Annotated in this window: 27 protein-coding genes and 1 pseudogene; 16 read left to right on the plus strand and 12 right to left on the minus strand. The window is 71.6% G+C overall.

What is annotated here, in order from left to right; all coding sequences use genetic code 11:
• The first annotated feature begins 73 nt into the window (after nucleotides 1–73).
• The 4 genes from ACYVD5_RS13895 (at nucleotide 74) to ACYVD5_RS13910 (ending at nucleotide 3,632) form a co-directional block, all read left to right on the plus strand.
• Nucleotides 74–433 carry a winged helix-turn-helix transcriptional regulator gene (locus ACYVD5_RS13895; protein ID WP_461001440.1) on the plus strand — a complete coding sequence of 120 codons (360 nt, stop codon included), beginning with the start codon at nucleotides 74–76 and terminating at the stop codon, nucleotides 431–433.
• 183 nt (nucleotides 434–616) lie between these two features.
• Nucleotides 617–1,231, plus strand: a complete 615-nt coding sequence (locus ACYVD5_RS13900) for a TetR/AcrR family transcriptional regulator (protein ID WP_461001441.1) — start codon at nucleotides 617–619, stop codon at nucleotides 1,229–1,231.
• Complete coding sequence (locus ACYVD5_RS13905) at nucleotides 1,228–1,989, plus strand: ABC transporter ATP-binding protein (protein ID WP_461001442.1); 762 nt, start codon at nucleotides 1,228–1,230, stop codon at nucleotides 1,987–1,989. The genes ACYVD5_RS13900 and ACYVD5_RS13905 overlap by 4 nt, the downstream gene beginning before the upstream one ends.
• Nucleotides 1,980–3,632, plus strand: a complete 1,653-nt coding sequence (locus ACYVD5_RS13910; protein ID WP_461001443.1) for a hypothetical protein — start codon at nucleotides 1,980–1,982, stop codon at nucleotides 3,630–3,632. Before ACYVD5_RS13905 ends, ACYVD5_RS13910 begins: the two co-directional genes overlap by 10 nt.
• Before the next feature lie 135 nt (nucleotides 3,633–3,767).
• Here the strand turns inward: ACYVD5_RS13910 and ACYVD5_RS13915 are convergent, their stop codons facing one another.
• Entirely contained in the window at nucleotides 3,768–4,712 is a 945-nt protein-coding gene (locus ACYVD5_RS13915; RefSeq protein WP_461001444.1) for an SDR family oxidoreductase, read from the minus strand.
• 546 nt (nucleotides 4,713–5,258) lie between these two features.
• A complete protein-coding gene (locus tag ACYVD5_RS13920; RefSeq protein ID WP_461001445.1) occupies nucleotides 5,259–5,816 on the minus strand; it encodes a TetR family transcriptional regulator in 558 nt (185 codons plus the stop codon).
• A gap of 121 nt (nucleotides 5,817–5,937) precedes the next feature.
• Between ACYVD5_RS13920 and ACYVD5_RS13925 the strand changes: the two genes are divergently transcribed.
• Nucleotides 5,938–7,023 (plus strand): saccharopine dehydrogenase family protein, encoded by a 1,086-nt coding sequence (locus tag ACYVD5_RS13925; RefSeq protein ID WP_461001446.1) that lies wholly within the window; start codon nucleotides 5,938–5,940, stop codon nucleotides 7,021–7,023.
• Nucleotides 7,024–7,204: 181 nt separating this feature from the next.
• Here ACYVD5_RS13925 and ACYVD5_RS13930 read toward each other — a convergent pair whose 3' ends face one another.
• From ACYVD5_RS13930 to ACYVD5_RS13945, 4 genes are all read right to left on the minus strand, one after another.
• Nucleotides 7,205–8,131, minus strand: a complete 927-nt coding sequence (locus tag ACYVD5_RS13930) for a helix-turn-helix transcriptional regulator (protein WP_461001447.1) — start codon at nucleotides 8,129–8,131, stop codon at nucleotides 7,205–7,207.
• Between the two features lie 124 nt (nucleotides 8,132–8,255).
• Entirely contained in the window at nucleotides 8,256–9,275 is a 1,020-nt protein-coding gene (locus ACYVD5_RS13935) for a zinc-dependent alcohol dehydrogenase family protein (protein WP_461001448.1), read from the minus strand.
• Nucleotides 9,276–9,430: 155 nt separating this feature from the next.
• The gene (locus tag ACYVD5_RS13940; RefSeq protein ID WP_461001449.1) at nucleotides 9,431–9,829 is read right to left on the minus strand and encodes a (R)-mandelonitrile lyase; all 399 of its coding nucleotides are present in this window, start codon (nucleotides 9,827–9,829) and stop codon (nucleotides 9,431–9,433) included.
• A gap of 110 nt (nucleotides 9,830–9,939) precedes the next feature.
• Nucleotides 9,940–10,263, minus strand: coding sequence for a carboxymuconolactone decarboxylase family protein (locus ACYVD5_RS13945; RefSeq protein ID WP_461001450.1), 324 nt, complete (start codon nucleotides 10,261–10,263; stop codon nucleotides 9,940–9,942).
• A gap of 409 nt (nucleotides 10,264–10,672) precedes the next feature.
• Between ACYVD5_RS13945 and ACYVD5_RS13950 the strand changes: the two genes are divergently transcribed.
• The gene (locus ACYVD5_RS13950; RefSeq protein WP_461001451.1) at nucleotides 10,673–11,566 is read left to right on the plus strand and encodes a manganese catalase; all 894 of its coding nucleotides are present in this window, start codon (nucleotides 10,673–10,675) and stop codon (nucleotides 11,564–11,566) included.
• A gap of 223 nt (nucleotides 11,567–11,789) precedes the next feature.
• Here the strand turns inward: ACYVD5_RS13950 and ACYVD5_RS13955 are convergent, their stop codons facing one another.
• Nucleotides 11,790–12,341 (minus strand): YciE/YciF ferroxidase family protein, encoded by a 552-nt coding sequence (locus ACYVD5_RS13955; RefSeq protein WP_461001452.1) that lies wholly within the window; start codon nucleotides 12,339–12,341, stop codon nucleotides 11,790–11,792.
• Nucleotides 12,342–12,359: 18 nt separating this feature from the next.
• On the minus strand, nucleotides 12,360–13,157 hold the full coding sequence (locus tag ACYVD5_RS13960) for a DUF1932 domain-containing protein (RefSeq protein WP_461001453.1): 798 nt from the start codon (nucleotides 13,155–13,157) through the stop codon (nucleotides 12,360–12,362).
• A 130-nt stretch (nucleotides 13,158–13,287) separates the two neighbouring features.
• Here ACYVD5_RS13960 and ACYVD5_RS13965 point away from each other — a divergent pair, with 130 nt between their 5' ends.
• The 7 genes from ACYVD5_RS13965 to ACYVD5_RS13995 all read left to right on the plus strand — a co-directional run bounded on the left by ACYVD5_RS13965 (nucleotide 13,288) and on the right by ACYVD5_RS13995 (nucleotide 19,173).
• Complete coding sequence (locus tag ACYVD5_RS13965) at nucleotides 13,288–13,986, plus strand: GntR family transcriptional regulator (protein ID WP_461001454.1); 699 nt, start codon at nucleotides 13,288–13,290, stop codon at nucleotides 13,984–13,986.
• A 191-nt stretch (nucleotides 13,987–14,177) separates the two neighbouring features.
• A complete protein-coding gene (locus ACYVD5_RS13970; protein WP_461001455.1) occupies nucleotides 14,178–15,143 on the plus strand; it encodes a DUF6282 family protein in 966 nt (321 codons plus the stop codon).
• On the plus strand, nucleotides 15,140–15,856 hold the full coding sequence (locus tag ACYVD5_RS13975; RefSeq protein WP_461001456.1) for a PIG-L deacetylase family protein: 717 nt from the start codon (nucleotides 15,140–15,142) through the stop codon (nucleotides 15,854–15,856). Before ACYVD5_RS13970 ends, ACYVD5_RS13975 begins: the two co-directional genes overlap by 4 nt.
• Nucleotides 15,853–16,503: an RraA family protein gene (locus ACYVD5_RS13980; protein ID WP_461001457.1), complete on the plus strand. Its 651-nt coding sequence runs from the start codon at nucleotides 15,853–15,855 to the stop codon at nucleotides 16,501–16,503. The genes ACYVD5_RS13975 and ACYVD5_RS13980 overlap by 4 nt, the downstream gene beginning before the upstream one ends.
• On the plus strand, nucleotides 16,500–17,264 hold the full coding sequence (locus ACYVD5_RS13985) for an ABC transporter ATP-binding protein (RefSeq protein ID WP_461001458.1): 765 nt from the start codon (nucleotides 16,500–16,502) through the stop codon (nucleotides 17,262–17,264). Before ACYVD5_RS13980 ends, ACYVD5_RS13985 begins: the two co-directional genes overlap by 4 nt.
• Nucleotides 17,261–18,139, plus strand: a complete 879-nt coding sequence (locus tag ACYVD5_RS13990) for an ABC transporter permease (protein ID WP_461001459.1) — start codon at nucleotides 17,261–17,263, stop codon at nucleotides 18,137–18,139. The genes ACYVD5_RS13985 and ACYVD5_RS13990 overlap by 4 nt, the downstream gene beginning before the upstream one ends.
• Complete coding sequence (locus tag ACYVD5_RS13995) at nucleotides 18,136–19,173, plus strand: ABC transporter substrate-binding protein (RefSeq protein WP_461001460.1); 1,038 nt, start codon at nucleotides 18,136–18,138, stop codon at nucleotides 19,171–19,173. The genes ACYVD5_RS13990 and ACYVD5_RS13995 overlap by 4 nt, the downstream gene beginning before the upstream one ends.
• Nucleotides 19,174–19,414: 241 nt before the next feature.
• Here ACYVD5_RS13995 and ACYVD5_RS14000 read toward each other — a convergent pair.
• Nucleotides 19,415–19,651: pseudogene (locus ACYVD5_RS14000) on the minus strand (MarR family transcriptional regulator); the annotation flags it as partial.
• Between the two features lie 96 nt (nucleotides 19,652–19,747).
• Between ACYVD5_RS14000 and ACYVD5_RS14005 the strand changes: the two are divergent.
• Nucleotides 19,748–20,482 carry an SDR family oxidoreductase gene (locus ACYVD5_RS14005; protein ID WP_461001461.1) on the plus strand — a complete coding sequence of 245 codons (735 nt, stop codon included), beginning with the start codon at nucleotides 19,748–19,750 and terminating at the stop codon, nucleotides 20,480–20,482.
• 61 nt (nucleotides 20,483–20,543) lie between these two features.
• Here ACYVD5_RS14005 and ACYVD5_RS14010 read toward each other — a convergent pair whose 3' ends face one another.
• Nucleotides 20,544–21,407: a DUF817 domain-containing protein gene (locus ACYVD5_RS14010; RefSeq protein ID WP_461001462.1), complete on the minus strand. Its 864-nt coding sequence runs from the start codon at nucleotides 21,405–21,407 to the stop codon at nucleotides 20,544–20,546.
• 457 nt (nucleotides 21,408–21,864) lie between these two features.
• On the opposite strand from ACYVD5_RS14010, the gene ACYVD5_RS14015 reads away from it, so the two are divergent.
• Nucleotides 21,865–22,050 carry a hypothetical protein gene (locus ACYVD5_RS14015; protein ID WP_461001463.1) on the plus strand — a complete coding sequence of 62 codons (186 nt, stop codon included), beginning with the start codon at nucleotides 21,865–21,867 and terminating at the stop codon, nucleotides 22,048–22,050.
• A gap of 277 nt (nucleotides 22,051–22,327) precedes the next feature.
• On the opposite strand, the gene ACYVD5_RS14020 is transcribed toward ACYVD5_RS14015, so the two are convergent.
• Complete coding sequence (locus ACYVD5_RS14020) at nucleotides 22,328–22,993, minus strand: FMN-dependent NADH-azoreductase (protein WP_461001464.1); 666 nt, start codon at nucleotides 22,991–22,993, stop codon at nucleotides 22,328–22,330.
• Between the two features lie 90 nt (nucleotides 22,994–23,083).
• On the opposite strand from ACYVD5_RS14020, the gene ACYVD5_RS14025 reads away from it, so the two are divergent.
• Nucleotides 23,084–23,518: a winged helix-turn-helix transcriptional regulator gene (locus tag ACYVD5_RS14025; protein WP_461001465.1), complete on the plus strand. Its 435-nt coding sequence runs from the start codon at nucleotides 23,084–23,086 to the stop codon at nucleotides 23,516–23,518.
• A 229-nt stretch (nucleotides 23,519–23,747) separates the two neighbouring features.
• Here ACYVD5_RS14025 and ACYVD5_RS14030 read toward each other — a convergent pair whose 3' ends face one another.
• Nucleotides 23,748–24,425, minus strand: a complete 678-nt coding sequence (locus tag ACYVD5_RS14030; protein ID WP_461001466.1) for a DsbA family oxidoreductase — start codon at nucleotides 24,423–24,425, stop codon at nucleotides 23,748–23,750.
• Between the last annotated feature and the right edge of the window lie 186 nt (nucleotides 24,426–24,611).

The following is a 24,611-nucleotide window of genomic DNA, read 5'->3' on the forward strand; positions in this document are numbered from 1 at the left end:
CTCTAGGTATCTGAGGTATATCTAGTTGTGCGGATATACCGCAACGAAACCAGGTATCGCGAGGGAGACCGACGTGTCCGAGGCGGAACTCGGCGGCGACGGCCGCCAACTGCTCGACCAACTCTTCGACAAGTGGTCCCTGCTGGTGCTGGCCGCTTTGTGCGAGTGCCCCCGGCGCTTCAACGCACTGCGCCAATGCCTGCCGGCCGTCACACCGAAGTCGCTGACCGCGTGCCTGCGGCGGCTGGAGCGCAACGGCATGGTCGAACGAGCGGTCGTGTCCACGGAACCGGTGGCGATCGAGTACCGCATCACCGCCCTGGGCCGGACCCTGCAGCCCCCGGTGCAGGCCATGTTGTCCTGGGCCGCCGATCACGTCGACGCGGTCGAGGCCGCGCGCAACCACTACGACACGCGGGGCGCGGCGGACTGACCTCCGGGCAGCACGGCCGCGGCGCCGGCCTCCGCGAGCCGCTCCGGGCGCTCCCTGACCTCAAGAGTCCGTCCGGGCGAGGCCCGGTGCGCCGCCCGGTGCGGCTGCGTCGGCCCGTTCGGTTACTATTGCGCGGGGTTTGGCACCGATGCCAAACTTTTGGCTTTGGTGCCGAGGAGTCTGATGAACGGGAAACGGCCGGTGACATTGACGCAGGAGGTGCGCCGTCAGCGGATCATCGAGGCGGCGGTCGACTGCCTGGCGCGCGACGGCTGGCACGGCACGACACTGGGCGCGATCGCGGCCGAGGCGGGGATCAGCCGCGGGCTGATCTCGTATCACTTCGCAGGCCGCGACGACCTCTACGAGGCGGTGCTGGAGTCCGTGGTCGAGACGGTCTTCGGTTCGGGCTCGGCCGAGATGCAGCAGGAGATCGACGCGGCGGACACGGCCCGCGGCAAGCTGCAGGCCTACATCGAGGGCAATCTCCGGTTCATCGGTGCGCACCGCCGGGAGATGGCCGCGCTGGGCCAGGTGATGCCGAACCTCCGCGGCAAGGACGGCACACCGCGTTTCTCCGCCGACGCCGAGGAACCGATCATCGCCGCAACGGCCCTGCTGTTCGAGCACGGGCTGGCCACCGGCGAGTTCCGCGCGGTCGATGCCCGCTGGACCGCCTACACCCTGCGCCGCTGTATCGACGGTGCGGCGGCGAAGATCGTCGCCGACCCCGGCTTCGACACCGACGCCTACGCCCGGGAGCTGACGGCCCTGTTCCTGCAAGGAGTGCAAGCATGACCACCGCTGCCATACCCGCCGTCGAACTGTCCGGGCTCACCAAACGCTTCGGTGACCGCCTCGCCGTCGACGCGATCGACCTGGCGGTCCCTGCGGGAACGTTCTACGGCATCGTCGGGCCCAACGGCGCCGGGAAGTCGACCACGCTGTCGATGATCGCCGGGCTGCTCGCCCCCGATTCCGGCACCGTCCGGGTCGCCGGGTTCGACGCCGCGAGCCGGCGCGAGCAGGTGCTGGGCGCGCTCGGGATCATGCTGGAGGGGCTCTCCCTGCCCGAGCGGCTGACAGGCGCCGAGCTGCTCGAATACACCGCGCGGCTGCGCGGCATCGGTGGCGGTTGGCGCCGACGCGCAGCCGATCTGCTGGAGGTCCTGGAACTGGACCGGGCACCTTCGACACTGATCGTGGACTACTCCACCGGGATGCGGAAGAAGATCGGCCTCGCGGTTGCGCTGCTGCACCGCCCGCAGGTGCTGGTGCTCGATGAGCCGTTCGAAGCCATCGACCCGGTATCGGCGCGCGCCATCGACGGCCTGCTGGGCCAGTACGTGGGCGGCGGCGGAACGGTGCTGCTATCCAGCCACATCATGGACGTCGTCGAACGCACCTGCGAACGGGTGGCGCTGATCAAGGACGGCCGCATCCTGACCGAGGGCACCGTCGACGAGGTCAGGGCCGGAAGCACTCTCAACGACACCTTCGTGAACCTCGTCGGTGCCGTTCCGCAGCGTTCGATCGGGTGGTTGGCATGCGGATGAGCACGGTGTTCGCTTCGCTGCGGTGGACGATCATCCGGCACGGCCCCAACGACGAGCGCGGTTTCGGACTTGTCGCCGGCACCGTCGCGGCGGCCGGGGTCATCGCCGTGGCGGTGCTGGGACGGACCGGGACGATCGATCCGGCCTGGACGACCGTGGCGGTCTCGCTGTTCGGACTGACCTGGTTGATCGGCCCGATCCTGCTGCCCGGATCAGCTCCGATCCTGGACCCGCAGTGGTTCCGCACCCTGCCCCGGAGCCCGATCAGGATCGCTCGGGAGATGGCGGCGAGCGAGGCGATCGGGGTGGGGACGCTCATCACGGCGCTCGCGCTGAGCAGCATGGTCGCCGTCGCCGCGCCGCACGGCCCGGCGGTGGTGGCCGTCGCCGTTGCGGCCGCCGCGGCGCAACTGTACTTCCTGCTCTGGCTCGGCAGATGTGCCGCGGCCGTCACCGCCCGACTCCTGCGCTCGGCGCTGGGGATGTGGGTGGCGGCGTTTCAAATGTCGGCGCTCTTGGCGCTCTCGTTCGCCGGCTGGGTGCCGCTCTTCGCGCTGCTGCTGCCGGATCTGGGAGACGGCGGCACCGATATCGCAACCCCGTCGGGGCCCGTCGCGGTGCCCGCGGCGGTGGAGGGTGCGCTGCTGGCGCTGCCCACCGGCTGGGGCCTTGCCGCTCTGGGCGCCGCGATCCCGGCGGCTTCCTCCGCCCCTTCGGCCCCGTTCGCCGGCGTTGTACTGCCGCTCGTGGGGCTTGTCGCCGGTGGGGCGGTCTTGCGCGGCGGCTGGGTCGCGCTGACCGCCGCCACGCTGCGGCGGCCGCCGGCCCGGGTGCAGAGCAACGTCACCGCCGGTCGCCGCGCCTTCTCCGTTTTTCCGCACCGCGGCGGAGCGGTCCGGGCGGTGGCGGTCCGCGAGGCCGCGACCTGGTTCCGCGACCCGCACCGCAAACTCGGGCTGGGACATGCCTGGCTCACACCGCTGCTCATGATCCTGCTGGTCGCGCCGACCGGGTGGTCGTGGGCGCTGCCGTTCATCGGGGTGATGGCGGCGGTGCTCGGCGCGATGGCCGCAGTGAACACCTACTCCCTCGACGGCACCGCGCTGTGGCAGCTACTCACCACCCCGGGAGCGGTCCGCGCCGACGTGCGCGGACGCCAGGCCGCGTGGCTGCTCCTGTTCGGCGTCCCGACCATAAGCGGAACGGTCCTGTTGTGCCTGCTCAGCCAGTCGCCGCTGTGGGCTGCCGCCCTCGGGATGACGCTCGCCGCCACCGGGGCGGCCTGCGCGGGCGCGCCGCTGTTCAGCGCCCTCATGCCCGCCATCGGCGCCGACGCGCGTGACCGCGTGTCGACTGCAAGCGACGCCGGCAACGCCGGCGGCGGGCAGTGGACGGTGTTCGCGGCCGTCGCCGCCGTTGCGGCGGTTCCCGTCTCCGCCGCCCACATCAGCGGTGCGGGGGGCATGTGGCACGCGCACATCGCCCTCGGCCTCGCCGTCGGGGCGGCGGCGATCCTCGGCGTGTCCCCGCTCACGGACACGTACCTGCGGCGCGCAGGACCGGCGCTGCTGTCGGCGATGGCATCAGGCGATTCCACCCGGCTGGGCGGCAAACCGGCCGCGAAGACCCCGGCATCGGACTGACCGCTCCGGTGGACTGGGGTAGGGGCCGCGCTGCACCTGCGGCAATACCGGCAATATCTCCTACCGGGACCCGAGATAACGGGATCCGGGATCGCGCCGCGTCCCCGGAACCGCCGGGTCGCGCGGTTGCGGGAATCAGGCGGCGGGGATGGCTGTCTTGGCCAGTTGTTCGGAGACCTCCCAGATGCGCGCTGCGTCGCCGGCGCTGCGCAGGCGGGAGTAGAGCCGCTCTTCGGCGGGCGGGCCCCCGAGGTGCCGGGGTCCGCTGGGGCCGTAGAACCCGCCGGGCTTGGCGTCGGGCGAGGTCGCGGCCAGCAGCGCGGGCAGTTGCGCGGTTTCGACGGTCCCGAACAGGATGCCCCGTTCGGACAGGGCCCGGATCAGCCGCCGGCGCGGGGTCTCGGTGCTGCGGCCCAGTTCGGGCCGCGCGGCGAGCAGGTTGGTGGGGGCGACGCCGGGGTGGGCGAGGTTGCTGGTGATGCCCCAGCCGCCCGCCCGGCTGCGCCGGGCGAGCTCAAGACCGAAGAGCCCGAAGGCGATCTTCGACTGGTTGTAGGCGCCCATGCCGTTGTAGGAACGTTCCCAGTTCAGGTCGTCCCAGTTGATGGCGCCCCGGTTCGCGGCCAGGCTGATCTGCGAGGTCACACGTGCCCGCCCGGCGCGCAGCAGCGGGAGCAGGGCGCCGACGAGGGCGAAGTGGCCGAGGTGGTTGATGCCGAACTGCAGCTCGAACCCGTCGGCGGTCGTCTGCCGGTCGGGTGGGGTCATGACCCCGGCGTTGTTGACGAGGATGTGGATCGGGCGGTCCTCTTCGCGCAGGGTCTCGCCAAGGGCCGCGACCGATGACAGGGAGGCCAGGTCCAGCTCGCGCAGCGACACCTGTGCGCCGGGCGCCGCCTGCTCGATCCTGCTGATGGCGGCCGCGCCCTTGCGCGGGTTGCGGACGGGCAGCACCACCTCGGCACCTGCCGCGGCCAGCCGGGTGGCCATCCCCAGGCCCATCCCGTCGCTCGCCCCGGTGACGAGCGCCCGCTTGCCGGACAGGTCGGGGACCGTGATGTCGATTCGTCGGCGTGCCATGGGTTCACTCCTGGAAGTCGCGTTCTCGGTTCCACTTTCGCCCAGGGCGGCGCCGTTATTCAGGGCCTGCCGATCCGCCCCTCCCGCACTCCGGGCCGCCCCGGCACCGGCCGGCGCCCGGCGGCGGGGCGTGCCGCCTCAGGAATGCAGGGGCGGTCGGGCGATGCAGGTTCTGGCCGCCGGTGATCGGGGGCGGGCGGCGAGCCGCGGAGCGGCGGCGATACGGCGGCCTCGGCCGGTGTACACAGGCTTCGGGGGATTTGCGGATAGTCCGCCCCGCCGAAGCCGGCGCTGCGGCGCAGCTCACCCGGCGCTATGGGCGGGTCGACCGGTTGCACGTCCGCTCGCACGAACGCGACCCCGGCATCCGGGAGAACCGGGTCTGCGGCACTGCCCTGGCCGCGACCGCCCGGACCGTTCAAGATCCGTGGCTGCTGCGTGCGGTCACCGGCACCGCGGCCGCCTTCCCCGCGTACCGGCGCCCGGGCGCGGCTGTTCGCGCACTCACCCAGGGACTCCGCCGGCCGGTGCCCGGCCGCGCCGTGTTCAGGTGCACTCCCTGCTGAGGGTGTCGATCACGTCGCGCAGGGCGGGGGTGAAGTCCTCGCCGTCGATCCACCGCTGGAAGGCCTGGGCGAGGACCACCGCCCCGACCTGTGCCACGAGCGTTGCCGTGCCGGGCTCGGTGCCGCGTTGGCGCAGGGCCTGGTCGACGGCATCGGTGACCGCGGCGGCCTTGGTCCGCTCGCGTTCCTGGAGTTCGGCGCTGGCGGCGATCACACCCCGGCGCCTGGCGGCGTGGGTGCGGCCCACGGTCGCGGCGGTCTGCGATCCGACGCGGTCGAGGGCCTCGAACACCGCGGCGAGCGGGGCGGCCGCCGGGTCTGCGCAGAGCACGGCCTCGCGCATGGCGGCGGGCAGCTGTTCGGAGCCGGCGAAGAGCGCTTCGCGCTTGTCGGGAAAGTAGCGGAAGAAGGAGCGGCGGGTCAGTCCGGCGCGCTCGGCGATGTCCGCCACCGTCACGTTGTCGTAGCCGCGTTCGACGAACAGGTCGAGTGCGGCTTTGGTGAGGCGTTCGTGCGCCCCGGGATCCCATCTCGCCACGGTCCGACCCTAGCACTGATGACACCGTGTGCCATCGGTGCTAGCTTGAGCGATGACACCCTGTGTCATCAGGATTGGCCCGGGCATTGCCGTGCCCGGGCCCGGCGAGCAGGAGGTTCCCATGGAACAGAGCAGCAGGTCCGACGAGGTGTGGGTCCTCGGCGCGACGGGACGTACCGGCCGGGCCACGGCCGCCCGCCTGGCCGCGGACGGTGTGCCGCCCGTGCTGGTCGGGCGCAGCCGCGAACGGCTGCGCCGGGTCGGCGGGACGATCGGGCCGGACAGCGAGGCAAAGGTGGTCGTCGCCGACACGCCCCAGGCGGTCGCGGCCGAGATCGTCCGGCAGCGGCCCGCCGTTGTGGTCAACGCCATCGGCGGCTACACGGAGGACGCGCTGCCCATCATTCGTGCCTGCATGCCGGCAGGGCACTACATCGACTTCGCCGCCGGCCTGGACGCCACCCTGCAGCTCTCCGCACTCCACCAGGAGGCGCTGGACGCGGGCAGCACCCTGGTCACCGGCGCCGGTTTCGGCGTACTGGGGACCGAGGCCGTGGTGGCGAGACTGTGCGAGGGCCGTCCCGTACCGAGCAGTGTCCGCGTCGACGCCCTGGCTTCGGTCGCCATCGAAGCGGGTCGGCTGGGTGCGCCCCTGGCCGCCAGCATGGTCGGCATCCTCGCGACAGGCGGACGCCGCTACGTTGGCGGCCGCCTCGTCCGCAGCAGGCTGGGTGCCGACCCGCAACGCCTGACCCTGCCCGACGGCGAGACCGTGACGAGCGTCGGCGCGCCCACCGGCGAACTTTACGCCGCGCACGCGGTCAGCGGCGCCCCGGCCGTAACGGCCACATCGCTGCTCGTCCCGACCGCACCGGCGGTCCGGGCGGTGCTGCCCGCGCTCGCAGCGCTGCTGGCCGTGCCCTTCATACGGCGCCTGGCCACATCCCGGCTCGCCCGTGTGCAGGTCAAGGCCGCGCCGCGGCCCCGCGAGCACACCTGGGGGCATGCGGTGGCCACCTGGCCCGACGGCACCGAGCGGGAGGCCTGGCTGCGCGCCGGGGAGGCGATGGACTTCACCGCCGGTGTCGCCGCCGGCGCCGCCGGACGCCTGCTCCGGGGCGAGGGCAAGCCCGGCGCGTACACACCCGCGGCCGCTTTCGGGCCGGACCTGGCAGTCGAGGCGGGCGCCGCCTTCATCGACGGCTGAAGGGGCGTGCCGGTGCCGGGACCCGGCGGCGGCCGTGCCGGGCAGGGCAGGCTCGCCCGCCGGTCACCCGGGCACCCTGTTCTGGCACCGCCGCCGCAAGGGCGGGCCCGCGGCGGTCGCCGCGGCCCGTTCGGGCGCGCCGCAGAGCGGGCGCGGGGCGCGGGAGGCGGCTCGCGCGCTGTCAGCCGTCCTCCTGGTCGGTGTCGGCGCGCCCCGGGTTCAAGGCGCCGACGCCTTCCGCAGCACGGCGCGTGCCGCCGGCCCGCGTTGCGGTGAGCGTGCCCAGCAGCGCGAACGCATCCGCCGACGGGCTTGCGGGCTCGGTGCTGTAGGTGACGATCACCAGCCCGCTCTCGCCGGGCATCTCGAAGACGTCGAAGGAGACCTCGACGAGGCCCACATCAGGGTGGCGGAAGGACTTGACCCCGGTGCGGTGCTCGTGGACGTCGTGGCGGGCCCAGTCCTCGCGGAAGGCGGCGCTGAGGGAGGACAGCTCCCCGATGAGCGCGGTCAGGTCCGCATCCAGCGGGTTGCGGCCGGCCTCCAGCCGCATCATGGCGGCGACCGTGCGCCGCGCCAGCGGCCAGTCGACGTAGTAGTCCTGGGCGCGGGGGTCGAGGAAGATGAACCGTGCGATGTTGGGCCGGTGCTCGGTGTCGAAATGCGGGGAGTACAGGGCCCTGCCGAGTTGGTTCGCGGCGACCAGGTCCTGGCGGGCGTTGTGCACCACCGCGGGAGTGTCCATCGAATCCAGTACGCGCTGCACCGACGGGCGCACCGCCGGCGCCGAACGGGTCGGTGCGCCGGCGCGGCCGCCGTGGTGGACCATGCGGGCCAGCTCGAACAGATGGCCGCGCTCGGCGTCGTTGAGCTGCAGAGCCGCGGCAATGGCGTCGAGCACGCTCTCGGAGGCGCCGCCGATATTGCCGCGTTCCAAGCGGGTGTAGTAGTCGATGCTGACGTCGGCGAGCATCGCGGCCTCCTCCCGCCGGAGCCCCGGCACCCGCCGGTCGTCGCCGTAGAACCGCAGGCCCGCCTGCTCAGGGGTCACGCGCGCACGGCGCGTCATCAGGAACTCGCGGACCTCCTGTTTCTTGTTCGTGCCCATGAAGACGGCTCCTGTTCAGCTCGTTGGGCGGGTTTGGCGGATCGGCGGGCTCCGGCGGTGCCCGCGCCCGTGCGGCCCGGTGGGGCGGCGGGCCCGGTTTGGTCCGGCCGGGCCCGCGTGGGGCTCAGGGCCGCAGAAGCACCTTGGTCGCGCGCCGTTCGTCCATGGCCCGGTAGCCTTCGGCCGCTTGCTCCAGGGGCAGTTCCAGGTCGAAAACCTTGCCGGGGTCGATCTTATGCTCCCAGATGAGATCGATCAGCTCCGGTAGGAAGCGGCGCACCGGCGCGGGTCCGCCGTGCAGGTTCACTGCCGAGAAGAACAGCTCCAACCCGGGCAGTTCGACACCGTGGGCGACTCCGACGTAGCCGACGTGCCCACCGGGGCGGGTGGCGCGGATCGCCTGCATCATCGACTCCTGGGTGCCCACGGCCTCGATGAGGCTGTGCGCGCCGAGCCCGCCGGTGAGCTCCTTGATCTTTGCCACGCCTTCATCCCCGCGTTCTGCAACGATGTCGGTGGCGCCGTATTCCACGGCGAGGTCCTGCCGGGTCTTGTGGCGGCTCATCGCGATGATGCGTTCGGCGCCCAACTGCTTGGCGGCCAGGACGCCGTGCAGGCCGACGGCGCCGTCGCCGACGACGGCGACGGTCTTGCCCGGCCCCGCCTCGGCGGCCACCGCGCCGAACCAGCCGGTGCCGAGTACGTCGGATGCCGCCAGCAGGCTCGGGACCAGCTCGGCCGGCGGCGCTTCAGGCGTGGCGACCAGGGTGCCGTCGGCCAGTGGGATGCGGGCGTACTCGGCCTGGGTGCCGATATCGGCCATCACCTCGGTGTGCACGCAGCGGCTCTGGTAGCCGGCCCGGCAGATCTCGCAGGTGTTGTCCGAGGCCATGAAGGAGCCGACCACGAAGTCGCCGGGTTCGACGGTCCGGACCTCGCTGCCGACCTCCGCCACGACACCGACGTACTCGTGGCCCATCGCCTGGTGGTCGGCCGGATCGGCGCCGCGGTAGGGCCACAGGTCCGACCCGCAGACGCAGGCGGCGGTAACGCGGATGATCGCGTCCGTCGGAGCCTGGATCGCCGGGTCGGGGCGCTCTTCGACCCGGACGTCGCCGGGTGCGTGCATCACTGCACCGCGCATGTCGTTCACTCCTTGGTATTGCAGATGGATCCGCGCAGGTGGCGGCCTGTTCCGTTCTCAAGGCCCGCCCCGCAGACCACGGTAGGAATCCCGGTGCCCGTGCCGGGAGGGCCTCTCAGGCCCCCTCGCGCCGGCGCCCGATGCGCCGGGGCGCTTCAGGCGAAGTAGTCGGCGTCGGTGACGTGTTCGAGCCAGGTGGTGGTCGCGGCCGGGTCGTCGGCGTTGTCGAGCATCGCCAGGTGCTCCATGAAGGAGTCGGCGGCGGCGCCGTGCCAGTGCTCCTCACCGGGCGGGCAGTACAGGGTCTGCCCGGGGTGGGCCTCGACCTTCGGGCCGCCCCGCGACTGCACCCAGGCCACGCCCTGGGTTATGTGCAGGGTCTGCCCGCGGGCGTGGGAGTGCCACGCCGTGCGGGCACCGGGTGCAAAGCGCACCTTGGCGACGACCATCCGCTGGCCCTGCTCGCGCGGCACGGCTATGGGGTCCAGCCAGACGTCGCCGGTGAACTGCTCGGGCGGATTCTTGGTGGTGGATGGGCGGGAGTCGATCTGCACAGCGGTTCCTTTCGTTCTCCGGGGCGCTGCGTTGCCGGGATGCTGCCGGGTTGGTGCCGGGATCCTGCGCCCCGCCGGGGCGGGGCCGGTTCGACGGTTCGCCGGAGGCCTCAGCCGGCCGTACGCTGCTCGACGGTCTTCTTCAGCTGGTTGATCGCGGTCATGGCGTTCGGCCAGCCCGCGTAGAAGGCAAGGTGGGTGATCGCCTCGGCCAGCTCCTCGGCGCCAAGCCCGTTGTCCAGGGCCACACCGAGGTGGTAGCCGAGCTGCTCGCCGCGGTACAACGCGGCCAGCACGCTCACCGTGACGAGGCTGCGGTCGCGCTGCGACAGCTCGGGGCGCTCCCAGATGTCGCCGAACAGGACATCGTCGGTGACCTCGACGAGCTTCGGCGCGATCCCGGTCAGCTCCTGCGGTGCGGACTGCTTCGGCATCGTGATCCCTCCAGCAAAGCGGTACGGAATGGGACTCTGGCGGCGCGGAGGACACCAACCCCAAAGAGCAATTACTCAGCGTAATTGCCGCATGCTCCCAGTGAGGTAACTGCAGCGGCGAGTTGGCGGGGCCTGTGTCGGCCGCTCCCGCCAGTCAATCTTCCCGATGGCGCACGCGGGAGGCTCTGCCAGAACCCGCCAGGGCGGCCTCCGATGGAACCGCCGCCGCCATCGCAAGTGCGGCCGCAGGCGCAGCGGCCCCGCGTTCTCCCGCTACCGGCGCATCCGACGACGGTGCGGGTTGTCCGGGGAACCAGGGGTAGTGGCGACCGGGCACGGGGGTCCGCGGCGCAGGAACCGGCCGGCCGCGCGGGCCCCAACCGATCCCGAACCACCAAGGGAGCCGCTCGTGTTCCGCCACACCAGCCAACTGCAGTTCGAGGCCAAACCCGAACAGCCCGATGCGCTCTACGCCATGAAGCTCCAAGAGCTCATCGGCGGCGCCTTCGGCGAGATGACCGTGACCATGCAGTACCTCTTCCAGGGCTGGAACTGCCGCATGGAAGGCAAGTACAAGGACCTGATCATGGACATCGCCACCGAGGAGATCGGCCACGTGGAGATGATCGCCACCATGGTCGGCCGGCTGCTCGACGGCGCTCCCGACGATGTCACCGCCGAAGCCGTCAAGGACCCGGCCACCGCCGCCGTCGTCGGCGGCATGAATCCCCAGCAGGCCATTGTCGGTGGCGGCGGTGCGCTGCCGTCCGACGCCGCGGGCACCCCGTGGAACGGCAAGTACATCGTGGCCAGCGGCAACCTCATGGCCGACTTCCGCGCCAACGTCGCCGCCGAATCCCACGGGCGGCTGCAGACCGCGCGCCTGTACCACATGACCGACGATCCCGGCGTCAAGGCGATGCTGCAGTTCAACCTGGCCCGCGACACCGTGCACCAGAACCAGTGGCTGGCCGCGATCGAACAGCTCAAGGACGAGGGCGTCGAAGGCCCCATCGTGCCCGACGGCCTGTTCGACGAGGAGAACCAGGCCCACGCCCGCACCCACTGGCACCTCTCCGACGGCGGCGAAGCCGACCAGGGGCCCTGGGCCGGCGGGCGGGCGCCCGACGGGCGCCACTCCTTCGAGTACATGGCCGACCCGTCGCCGCTGGGCGGCAAGGCCTCCGCGCCGGCGCCCAAGCCCGACCAGTACGTGACCTCGCACACCGACTCCTCCGGCCGGCCGAAGATACCCGGCCAGGCCAAGAGCGCCGGCGAGAAGATCAAGGACACCTTGCGCTGATCCGTCGCAGCACGGCCCGGGGCCGCCGCGAAGGGGGTGCGGCGGCCCCGGGCCCGGGCGCGCAGGCGTTGCCGTGCGGGGTACTCCTGGTGCTCGTACGGTGCCGGGGGTGCCCGTGCTGCGTCCGGGAGGCGTCCGGGATGCGGTCATACGCAAAAACCGTGCCTTGCACCCCGCGGACCGGCGGGGACGCAAGGCACGGCGGCCGGCAGGAGCAGCAGCGTCAGCTCGGCTGCAGCACCTTCTCGTCGAGCTCGTGGGCGAAGCGCTCCAGCTTGCCCGCCGTCTCCTCCTCCTGCTTGAGGATCGTGGTGAGGCTCTGGGCAAGCCCGGGATCGCCCATGGCCAGTGCCTGGTCCACCAGAGCGCGGTAGGAGGCGATCTCAAAATGTTCGATCTTCATCGCGCCGCCCAGCGCGAACATCGTCAGGACCTGCGACGAAGGCTGCCGGCTCCGGAAGTCCTTGTACTCCTTGCGGATCGTGTCGACGACACCGCACGGGATGTCCTGCGGCGACTCCCCGAGACGTTCGAAGCACTCCTCGAGGATCTGCGCCTGCTGCTTGGTCTCGCTCTGGTGGGTGCGCATCATGTCGGCCAACGTGTCGTTGTCGATGTCCGCAGCGACCTCTTTGAGCATTTCAACGATCGTCTTCTCGCCGTTGTACATTGCTGACAGCTCGTAGAGGCACAGGTCCTTGGGCTGCTGCAACTGCATATCGGTCCCCCCGAACAGCGGTTGTGGTCGCTGGCCGCCTACCCATGGCCCGTACATCCGAACGCGGCGTTTCGCCTAGGCGGGATCCTGCAAGCCCTGCAGCAGGTCGCGGCTGGCGGGGCTGATCCGTGCGGGCACACCCAGGTCGGCGAGCATGTCGGTGGCGGCCTGCATCTCGTCGGTGCGGCGGACGGCGTGGCGGCGGCTGCCGTCGACCAGGCGCTCGACGGTGGCGGCGTCGGCGCGGGCCAGCTCGTCGGCGATATTGCCGCGCAGCCAGTCCTCGCAGCCGGCGGCACGTCCGGCGGCCAGGGCCTCGGCAACGGCCGCCGCCATGCCTTTGAAGAAGACGCTCCGCAGCAGCTTGCGTTCGGCGGCCACCCCCGCCGGACCCTCCAGCACCTCGACGCCGGCGCCCAGCGGGCCCATCAGTTCCGCATAGCGGGCGGCTCCGGGGCCGGAGGCGAGCATCGGGGTGTGCAGCCCGCGGCCGGGGACCGGGCTCATCAGCGAGACGTCGGCGAAGGCGATCCCCGCTTCGGCCGCGATCTCGCCCAGGCGGCGCTCCACCCGGGGTGCCGCGGTGTTCAAGTCGGCCCACACGGTGTCCGGGCCCGCGCCGGCAAGGCCCGCCAGCAGCGCGTCGGCGGCGGCCTTGGAGCTGTTGACGCTGAGCACGAGGTCGCACCCTGCCACGGCCGCTTCCTCGCTGGGCAGGTCGGCGACGCCTTCGGGCGCGCTTTGGGCCGGGTCGTAACCCTGCACGCGCGCCCCGGCGTCCCGCAGGTCGGCGGAGATCAGCCCGCCCGCCTCTCCCAGGCCGAGTACGGCGATCCGGACATCGGACGTGTCGGACGCTTGCTTCCGGATCACGTTCAGCTCCCCACAGTCGGCGGTCGGGCCATGCCTACACTAATGTGATAACGAAATTGGCGACAATATTGCGGCCGGGATTCGGTGGGATCCGGTGGAATCGGCGCAAGATCCGGAGAAGCGAGGGAACGTGGCTGACAACGGCGGAGGGTCCGGCTCGCGCAGGGCCGCCAAGGGTGGGAAGGGTGCGGAGGGCTCCGTCGCAGCGGCGATCCGCGAGGGCATCACCCGCGGCGAGTTCGCGCCCGATCAGCGGCTGGTCGAGGCCGACCTGTCCGCTCGTTTCGGTACCAGCCGCAGTGCGGTGCGCTCGGCGCTGCTCCAGCTCACCGAGGAAGGGCTGGTGGAACGCGAGCAGAACCGCGGCGCCCGTGTCCGCGCGGTCTCGTTGGCGGAGGCCGTCGAGATCAGCGAGGTGCGCATGATGCTGGAAGGGCTGTGCGCCGCCAAGGCCGCCGAGCGGGTCGACGGCGAGCAGACCGCCGAGCTGCGCGAGATCGGCGCACGCATGGAGCGGCTGGTCGCGGCGGGCGATGTGCTGGGCTACTCCGAGGCCAACCAGCTGCTGCACCGCCGCATCCGCGAGCTCAGCGGGCAGCGGACCGCGGGCGCGGTACTGGAGCGGCTGCGCGCGCAGAACGTGCGCCACCAGTTCCGGCTGGCCCTGCAGCCCGGCCGGCCCAACACCTCGCTGCCCGAGCATTCGGCGATCATCGCGGCCATCGCCGACCACGATCCCGTGGCCGCCGAGCGCGCGATGCGGGCGCATTTGGGCAGCGTGATCGAAGCACTCAAGGATGTCGCACCAAGCGGCGGCCTGCAGGTGTAGGCCGCCGCTTCGCTCACGAAACGCGGTCGGCGGGCTCTGGTTGCGGGCCGCCGGCCGCGTTTCGTATGCCGGGCGCCGGAGTCGGCGCAATGCCGTGACGAGGGGTGATCCGCCTTCCGTGACCCTTGACACATGTGACCGAGATTGTTAACAATTTTTTCAGACATTATGTCGACAGGAGACGAGGCAGTATGGCGGAGCATCCGACGCCCTCCTCCCGGGCGCGGGAACTGGTCGAGGGCGCCTACGACACCCACATCCACGTCGCCCCGGACGTGATGCGGCGGCGCATCGACGACCTCTCCCTGGCCCCCCGCTTCGCAGCGGCGGGACTGGCCGGGTTCGTACTGAAGTCCCACTACGTGCCCACCGCCGAGCGCGCCGCGGTGGTCAACGCCGCAGTGCCCGCATGCCATGCGGTCGGGGCCATCACGTTGAACGGCGCGGTCGGCGGACTGAACCCCATCGCCGTCGACATCGCCGGCCGCAGCGGAGCCCAGGTGGTGTGGCTGCCCACCGTCGACAGCTCCAACCAGCGCGCCTGCACCGCCGACATGCCCGAGGGCGCCACGCCCCCAATGTGGGCGCAGCTCCAGGACGAACTGCGCGCCGACGGCATGGCGGCCGACCCCGTCGAGGTGCTCGACGGCCAGGGCGGGGTCCGCGAGATCGCCCGCCAAGTGCTGCGGGTCATCGCCAAGCACGACATGACGCTGGCCACCGGCCACCTCAGCACCGCCGAGATCGAGGTCGTCGCCCGCGCCGCCCTGGACGAGGGCGTCCGCCGCGTCGTGGTCACCCACCCGGAGTTCACCTCCCAGCGCGTGGCCGCCGAACGGCAGCGGCGCCTGGCCGAGCAGGGCGTGCTGCTGGAGCGGTGCTTCACCACCCCCTACACGGGCAAGGTCGACTGGCGCACCTGGGTCGACAACATCCGGGCCGCGGGGCCGGAGAACTCCGTGCTCTCCAGCGACCTCGGCCAGCCGTTCAATCCCCCCGTTGAGGACGGCCTGGCGATCCTGGCCGACTGGCTGCTGGCCGAGGGATTCACCGAGTCCGAGGTCCGCACCATGGCCGTGGCCAACTCGCGCTGGCTGGCCGGCGCCGTCAACGAGCGCACGACCGCCCCCGCAACCCCCCAGGAGGCAACCCGATGAGCAACCGCCGTATGATGGTCGTCGGTGCGCACAGCGCCGATTTCGTCTGGCGCGCCGCAGGCGCCGTCGCCTGCCACACCGCCGCGGGCGGCGAGGCGGTCGTGATCGCGCTGTCCTACGGCGAGCGCGGCGAGTCCGGGAAGCTGTGGGAGCAGCCCGGCCAGACCGAGGAGAACGTCAAGCGCATCCGCCACGCCGAGGCGGAGCAGGCCGCGGGCGCGGTCGGCGCCCGATTCCAGGCACTGGACCTCGGCGACTATCCGCTGGAGGTGGGCGCCGCGGCGATCGACCGCCTCGCCGAGATGATGCGCGACTTCGCGCCGCACGTGGTGCTCACCCACCCCGAGAAGGACCCGTTCAACCCCGACCACCCCGCCGCCCACGCGGCCGTGGCCAAGGCCCGGCTGCTGACCTCGGGTGCCGGCGTGGCCAGCGGTTTCCGCACCGCGCCGCCCTCGGAGTTCCTCGTCTTCGAACCGCACCAGCCCGAGCTGTGCGCTTTCGTGCCCACGGTCTACGTCGACATCACCCCCGTCTTCGAGCAGAAGGTCGAGGCCATGTCGGCCATGCAGGCCCAGCACTACCTGCAGGACTACTACCGCCAGCGCGCCGACCAGCGCGGCAACCACGCCCGCAAGGTCACCGGCGACGCCGCGATCCGCCAGGCCGAGGCTTTCCACCGGCTGCTGCCGAACACGGTGGCTGCGCTGTGAGCGCCCAGGGGCAGGACGCGGTGCGCGAACTGGCCGACGCGGGCGTGGCCACCGTTTATGAGGCGGCCGGACGCGCGGGCCTGATCGACCTCGGCCTGGAGCCGCTGCTGCCCGGCGCGCGGGTGGGCGGCCCGGCCCGCATCGCGGTCTGCGGCCAGGACGACAACCGCGCCGTGCACGAGGTCATGGTCCGGCTCCAACCCGGCGAAATCCTGGTGCTGACCATGCCCGAACCCCGCCCGGTGGCACTGTTCGGCGACCTGCTCGCCACCCAGGCCAAGCTGCGCGGCGCGGCCGGCGTGCTGGTCAACGCCTCCGTGCGCGACGTGGCCGACCTGCGCGCGATGGGTCTGCCGGTGTGGGCGCGATGGCGGCGGGTGCGCGGCGCCACCAAGGACGTCCGCGGCGCCGTCGACGTGCCGGTGGTGCTCGGCGGCACCCCGGTGGCACCGGGCGACGCGGTGCTGCTCGACGACGACGGTGCGGCGGCGGTGCCGGCCGACCGGGTCGGGGCCACCGTTGCCGCGGTCCGCGAGCGGATCGCCAAAGAGGACGGCCTGCGGGAGCGCTGGCGCTCGGGCGAGCTGAGTTACGACGCCTACGGTCTGCGGGCCGCCGACGAGACGACGGGCAGCGGCCGGACATGAGCGCGCTATTGGAAGTACAGGGACTGACAAAGCAGTTCGTCAAGGACGACACCGGTATCGTCGCCCTGCGCGACTTCGACCTGGCGGTCGAGGAGGGCAGCTTCGTTACCGTCCTGGGGCGCAGCGGATGCGGCAAGTCCACCGCGCTCAACCTGCTCGCCGGGTTGATCCGGCCCACCGCGGGCACCGTGGCCTACCGGGGCGAAACCGTCTCCGGGCCGCGCACCGAGATCAGCTACCTCACCCAGAGCGACACCCTGATGCCCTGGCGCGATGTGCGCCGCAACGTCGAGATGCCGATGGAGATCAGCGGTGTCGGCGCCCGCGACCGGCGCGGGCGGGCGCTGGAGCTCATCGAGCGTGTCGGGCTCACCGGGTTCGAGCGCCACTACCCCCGCGAGCTTTCCGGCGGTATGCGGCGCCGGGTCAGCCTGGCCCGGATGCTCGCCGGCAACCCCGAGACCCTGCTGATGGACGAACCGTTCGGGGCGCTGGACGCCCAGCTGCGCATGGACCTGCAGACCGAACTGCTGCGCCTGTGGCAGGACAGCGGCCAGACCGTCGTGTTCGTGACCCACGACATCGAGGAGGCCCTGCTGCTCGGCGACCGCACCGTGGTGCTCGGGTTGCGCGGGCGCTGCGTCCTGGACCGCGAACTCGACCTGCCGCGCCCGCGCGACCCCGACGAACTGCGGGTGGAGCCCGACTTTGTCGCGTTGCACCGGCAAATGACCGAAGCCCTGCGCAAGGGGGCCAGATGAGCGCCATGACCGAATCACCGCAGACCGGCAAGTCCGGTAATCCCGGCGATGCCGGCCCCGGCGCCCAGGACGGCATCGTCGCCCTGCAGCGCACCTGGTGGCAGCGCCACGGCCGCACCGCCTCCATCTGGACCGCGCGGATCCTGCTCGTGGCCGGCTTCATCGCGGTCTGGCAACTGACCGCGGGCTCCGTCTTCGATGCGAGCTTCACCAGCCGCCCCAGCGACATCTGGGGCCGCCTGGTCGACTGGAACGCCGACGGCACCCTGTGGATGCACTCCTGGATCACCCTGCAGGAGATCGTCTACGGCTACGCGCTCGGTTCCGCCGGGGGCGCGGTCCTCGGCTTTGCGCTGGCCACCCTGCCGACCGTTTACCGGGTGCTGGATCCGTTCATCATGGCGCTGTACTCGATTCCGAAGGTGGCGCTGGCGCCGCTGTTCATCGTCTGGTTCGGCATCGAGATGGACATGAAGATCCTGCTGGCCGCGGTCACCGTGTTCTTCCTCGTCTTCTTGAACACCGCGGCCGGCGTGCGCGAGGTGGACCGCGGCCTGATCGACGCGGTGCGGCTGATGGGCGGCGGCCGGCGCGACATCGCGCTCAAAGTGATGCTGCCCGCTTCGATGACCGGCATGTTCACCGGGCTCAAGGTGGCGATCCCGTATGCGCTGATCGGTGCGGTGATCGGTGAGCTGGTGGCGTCCAACCGCGGGTTGGGCTACCTGATCAGCAACTCCGCCGCCACGTTCGATACCGCCGGGGTGTTCGCCACGCTCGTGGTGCTCAGCGTGATCGCCGCGATCCTCAACTTCCTCGTCGGACTCATCGACCACCGCGTGAGCCGGTGGAAACCAGTGGAGGCCAGAGCATGACAGCCACGACCACGGCGCGCCGCGTGCGCGCAACGGCGGCGGCCGGAGCCCTCGCCGCCCTGGTCCTCGGGACCGGCGCGTGCGCGGGCGGCTCCGCCGACTCCCCCGAGGGCACGCTCAACGTCGGCCAGATCAGCGACTCGGTGGCGTTCTTCCCGCTGTATGTCGCCGAACAGCGCGGCTACTTCGCCGACGAGGGCGTGGAGCTGGGCGAACGGCCGCGCTTGGGGACAGGCGCGAAGGTGGCCGCCGCCCTGCAGTCCGGCAGCATCGACCTGGGCGCCGGCGTGCTCACCGACGCCCTGAACCTCTACGGCAACGACGACTCCGCCGAGTTGGCGGCCGGCCTGGTCGACAAGTACTACGTCGACATCATCGTCGGCCCGGACTTCGGCGGGCCCGACCAGGACGCACCGCTGGAGGAGCGCGTCGCCGCGCTGGAGGGCGCGAACATCGGCATCACCGGGCCCGGCAGCGGCACGGAGGCGCTGGTGGCCTACATCTTCAAGCAGCAGGGGATGGACCCGGCCACCGACGCCAAGCTGGTGAACCTGGGCGCCGACCCCGCTGCCGCGCTGGGCGCGCTGGAGTCGGGCCAGGTGGACGCGCTGTCGTTCTTCCAGCCGGTCGCCCAGCAGGCCCACGCCACCGGAGCGGGCACGGCCTACATCTCGCCGTCGCGCGGGGACATCCCCGGTTTCGAGGACACGGCCCACGGCGTCGTCTTCACCACCGCCGGCATCCGCGAGCGGAAGTCCGACGAGGTGGCCGCCTTCCAGCGGGCCATCGAACGGGCCAATACCGACATCCGCGAGGATCCCGGGGTCGAGAAGCTGCTCGGCGACTACATGGAGGGCATCGACCCCCAGGCGCGCGCGGAGCTGATGCCCATCATGCAGGAGGAGGTGGCCGCCGGCGCCGGGTTCTCCAAGGAATCCGTCGAGACCGCGCTGGAGTTCCACTCCCGGACCGGGCTGGTCGAGGACCCGCCGAGCTACGCCGAGATCGTGCCCGAGGGGCTGCGCGAGCAGTGACTTCGCAGCGCCGCCGCGACCGCGCCGCCGCGTGCCATGCGCTGCGGCGGGAACGCGGCGGCGGCGCGCCCTCGACGGCCGCGAGCCCGGCGAGGGCGGCGCGTTCCTGCGGCGAGAGCACGCCCCAGCGCTCTTCGATGGCCGCGGCCATGGCGTCGCGGACCTGCTGCTCGAAGGCGCGGCCTTCGCCGGTCAGCCGCAGGCGCGATACCCGGCGGTCGGCGGGGTCGGTGTAGCGGTGCACCAGGTCGCGGCGCGCGAGCCGGTCGGCCAGGCCGGTGATGTTCGTCTTGTCGCAGCCGAGCAGCTCGGCCAACTCGCCGAACGAGGGTTCGCGGCTTTGCAGTACGCAGAGGATCTCGGCCTGCTGAACGGTCAGCTCGAAGCCGTGGGCCACCACGACGAGAGCCGAGCGGACCTGCCGGTGCAGCTGCATGAGTGTCCAGGCGAGGTCGGTCGCCCGCTCCGTCGGTGCCATAGGAGCAAAGACTACGCCATCGCAAATTGACGGTTCGAGCGAAAATAGGAGCGAGTATCGACTAACGATGTAGTCGACTATTTGCGAGGTCCCATCATGCAGGCCACACGAGTCGCCCTAGTCACCGGAGCGTCGCGGGGCATCGGCCGCGCCATCGCCGAACGGCTCGGCGCCGACGGCATGAGCGTGGTCGTCAACTACCGCACCGACCGCGGCGCCGCGCAGGAGGTGGTCGACCGGATCGCACACTCGGGCGGCACGGCCGTGGCCGCCCAGGCCGATGTCAGCGACCCCGACGAGCTGTACGGACTCTTCGACGCGGCCGAGCGGAACTTCGGCGGCCTGGACGCGGTCGTCAGCAACGTCGGCTTCGCCCGCTTCGCACCGGTTACCGATGCAACGGACGAGGATTTCGACGCCATGTTCGCGACCAACACGCGCGCAGGCTTCATCGTGCTGCGGGAGGCCGCGCGGCGCGTTCGCGACGGCGGCCGTATCGTGGCGGTATCCGCGGGAGCGACAGCCGACCACTCCCCCGGCACCGGCGTATACGCAGCGAGCAAGGCAGCCGTCGAGCAGGTCGTCCGCGTACTGGCCAAGGAGCTGGGCCCCAGGCGCGTCACGGTGAACAACGTGCTTCCCGGCCCGACCCGCACCGATGCCCTGATCGGAGCCCTCACGGACGAGACCGTCGAGCGGATGGTCGCGGAGACCCCGTTGGGACGCCTTGGCGAGCCCGAGGACATCGCCGACGTTGCCGGCTTCCTCGCCTCCGACGACAGCCGATGGCTCACCGGCCAGAGCCTGCGGGCCGATGGCGGCATGTACTGAGCCGCACCCCGCCGCCCGAGCCGCGCACGAGGAGGCGGGTACCGGGCCGGCGGGGCCGCGGTCAGCGGCTTGTCCGGTCGCGCCCCCGCACCGGTTCCGCGCCTTCTTGCTTCCAGGTCGCGACGATCACGCAGGCCACCGTCACCAGCAGCGCCCACGCCCCGAACTTGGCCGGGTGCACCAGGTGCCACACCTCGGCCTGGTCGGGGTACTCCCAGGCGCCGAGGAACGTCGCGATGTTCTCGGCCACCCACAGGAAGAAGCCGATGAGTACGAACGACAGCGCCAGCGGCATCCGGTAGCGCACTCCGCCGACGGTGAAGCGCACCATCACGCCCCAGGTGGCGGCGACCATGGCGGCGGCCAGGGCGATGCGCACATCCGGCAGCCAGTGGTGGGTCAGGAAGTTGGTGTAGATACCGGCGGCGACGAGGGCCGTGGCGGCCCTGCGGTATCCGGCGAACTCCAGGTCCAGCCGGCGCCACGCCTGGCACACGTAGCTGCCGACGGCCGCGTACAGAAACCCGCTGTAGAGCGGCACCCCGGCGAACTTGGCCAGTGCCTCCTCCGGGTAGCTCCACGACCCCATGTGCACTTTCACCAGCTCGAAGACCAGCCCCACGACGTGGAACCCGGCCACGGCGAGCGCCTCGGATCCGGTCTCCAACCGAGTCATCCAGAACACGGCGGTCAGGGCCAGGCCGTAGAGCAGCAGCGCGTCGTAGCGCGCGATGGGCAGCGGCACCAGCGCCGAAAGGGCGAGCCCGGCGAACAGGCATACCGCGAACAGGCAGGACAGCCCCTGCTGCCAGGCGAAGCGCAGCAGTTGGGAAAAGCGGAACCAGTCGGCGGCGGTGGCGGCCCGCGCCGCCGAGCCGGCCGCCGGTGCCGGTTCCGGTGCCGGCTGGTCTGCCGCCGCGGCCATGCGGGCCCCCTTTCCGTCGGCCACCGGTCGGCGGCCCGTGAGGCCGACAGCATGGCAGACCGCCGCCCGGCGCGCCGCGCAGTGCCGCGGTGCCCGACCGGCCCGGCAACCGCCGGCGCCGGGTGCGCGTTTCCTCCGTGGTCGCGCGCACCCGGACTTTTTGCCGCCGAATCCGTTTTTGCGGATAACCGGGACGGGAATCGGAGATCATTTCGGCGTTCTCGCTCCGGACGAACGGGCGAGGGCAGCCGACCCCAATGCCTTCAGCCTCTGCACTCGGCAGAAACGGCGACCATGCCATTGTCGGGCACGCAGCGCTGTGGTAGATATTGTCCCTATTGCGGTGAATCGCCGCTGGTCCCCACCGGGATTCCGGACGGGTCCCGGCCCTGTCCGCTCCGGTACGGCCGAACGAGGCCGCGCACCGGTGGGGCATCCTTTTCGGAAAGGAACGCCTATGCGCAGGATCCTGCTCTCTTCAGTGGCAACCGGTGCCCTCGCCTTCGGAGCCCTGGGCCTGTCCGCCCCCGCCGCCCTGGCCGAATCCCCCGCACCGAGCGTCCAGGCCGAGTGCCCGCCCAACACCCTGCCGCACCCCATCACCGGCGAGTGCATCCCCGTTCCGCCCGGCCCCAACGGTTGATCGCGTTCCCGAAAGGGCCGGTCGGTAGCCGGTACTTTTCGGTGAACGTGAATCCCGGACGCGCTGCCGGATGCAGTGGGCGGAATGCCGATTGCCCATTGGAATCGGCACAGGCCGGCGGGTTCGGCCGGGATCCCGGGAATGATTGAGCAGCAGGCACGGGACTCATTTCCGATCATCGGGCGCAAGACCCCACGATGATCTTGAATCCCGTGCCTGTACTGCTATGCGGCCCGATCCGTCCGGTCCAGGCCCGCTACGCGGCCCGGGAACCCCATCACGCGCCGGCGGCAAGGGCGGTGGCGAGCTGCCGGGCCTGATCGTGGGCGGCGGCCATCGACGCCTCGTGTTTCGGCAGCAGCTCAGCGAGCGCAGGGGTGTCCGGGACCATCGTCAACTCGGGAACCACGCTGGTCACGTCCAGGCCGAGCAGCTCCTCCCGACCCAGGACGGTTTCCAGGGCGGGCACGACGTAGTCCAAGCCGTGGTTGGGGGCACCGGGACCGTATCCCCCGCCGCGGGCGGAGATCACCACCGCCGGGCGCCCCGCGGCCGGCGAAGGCCCGGCGTGGTGGAAGGTGCGGCCGTCGACGACGATCTGGTCCAGCCACGCCTTGAACACCGACGGCATCGTCAGGTTGTACATCGGCACGGTGAACAGGTAGGCGCCGGCACCGAGGAACTCCTCGATGAGCTCGTCCTGCACCTTGACCGCTTCGGCCTGCTCCGGGGTGTGCCGGGCCGGTTCGACGGTGCGCGCGGTGATGCCTGCCGCGTCCAGGTGGGGCACCGGAGCGACGGCGAGGTCGCGGTGGACGACCTGCCCGGTCCATGCCCGGCGGAAGGACCGGGCGACCTGGCGCGAGACCGAGGCCTCGCCGAGCGACGACGAGTCGATGTGCAGCAGATACGACATGGTGAACGGCCTTTCAACAGTTGCCATGGTGTGTTCGGACCGGCAGCGGACGGCCGGACCGCGAAAATGCGTTACATACCGTTGGTGCGGTAGAATCCGCTTCGGAAGGGGCGGTGGATGATGAGTGCGCGAACGATCCAAGGGCCGTGCCAGGCTTGGCCGCAGGACAGCGGGTTCGTCCGCGAAGTGCTCGACCGCATCGGCGACAAATGGACGGTGCTGGTCATCAGCACGCTCGACGGCGGCCAGCTGCGCTACTCCGACCTGCAGGCGAGCATCCCGGGTATCTCGCAGCGGATGCTCACCGTGACCCTCAAGGCCCTCGAACGCGACGGCCTGCTCTCGCGCACCGCCTACCCCGAGATCCCGCCGCGGGTCGAGTACGAGCTCACCGCGCTAGGGCATTCCCTACTGGACGCCGTGACAGCGCTCGCAGGGTGGGCGGCGGCCCATCACGAGGAGGTCGCCACCAGCCGCCTTCGCCACGATCAGACCGGGGTCGGCCGAGAGAAAGCGCGCGGCACCGCTCCGGACACCTCCCCCGCCTCCTGATCCGGATCCTCAGCCGCTGCTTGCCCGGCCTGCGTTGCGACGGCTGCCACCGGCGGGCCGCCGCCGCCGTTGCCCCCGGGCGCATCGGGCGGTTCGGGCGCGGGAGCCGGGCCCCCGGCGCCGCCGGCGTACTCGGCCCCCGGCACGGTGCAGGCGCCGCCGTCCGGTTCGCAATGGCCCGCAGCATCCGGTTCCAGCACCCGCAGGACCGGGCGATCGGACCGGCCGTTCATGCCACCGCTCCGGAGACCGCCGCGGCCGCCTCGTCCAGGGCGCGGGCGTAGCCCTCCACCGACTGCGCTCCCGAGAGAGCCAGGCGGCGGTCGAGCACCGTGAACGGCACCCCGCGCGCACCGAGCGCACGCCCCTCGTCGATGTCGGCGCGCACCGCGCCGGTGTACTCGTCGCCGGCGAGGACCTCCCGCACCCGCTGCCCCGACAGCCCGAGCGACTCGGCCTCGCCGGCAAGCGCGCCCGGCTCGAACGGGTTGAACCCTCCGGCGAAGAACCGGTCCTGGACCTGCGAGAACAACGCCGCCCCCAGTCCCGACTCCTGCGCGTAGTGCATGACCCGGTGCAGGTCAAAGGTGTTCGCGTTCAACCGGCCGAGGTCGAACGGCAGCCCCTCGCGCTGCGCCAGAGCCTGCATGCGCTGTTCGGCCTGCACCGCGACCGCCGCGTCGCCCCCGTGCGAGCGGACGAACGCCTTCTCGACCGGCTCCGGCTCCCGCGGTGCGCCGGGGAGGAGCTCGAACGAGCGGATCTTGATGACGAACCGGCCGGCGTCCGGGCGGCGGCCGATGGCCTCCCGCAGCCGGTGCTTGCCGACGTAGCACCACGGGCACCCCAGGTCGGCCCAGTCCTCGACGATCACCGGAGGCTGTTCTCCGGCATCGGTCCCCTGCATGAAAACCACCTCACTATCAGTGCGTAACACCACCGTAGGTGCGTCGAGAAAGGCGTACAAAAGGCACTTTCAGCTGCGTAGGGCACACCGATGTCAGTAATCCGGCCGGCAGCGGTGCTGTGCTTCCGGGCCTTCGCTGCCGCAGGCTTGCGTCGGCGCCGCCTAGGGTGGAGCGGACGGCGGGGA

The organism is Streptomonospora sediminis (assembly GCF_054778995.1).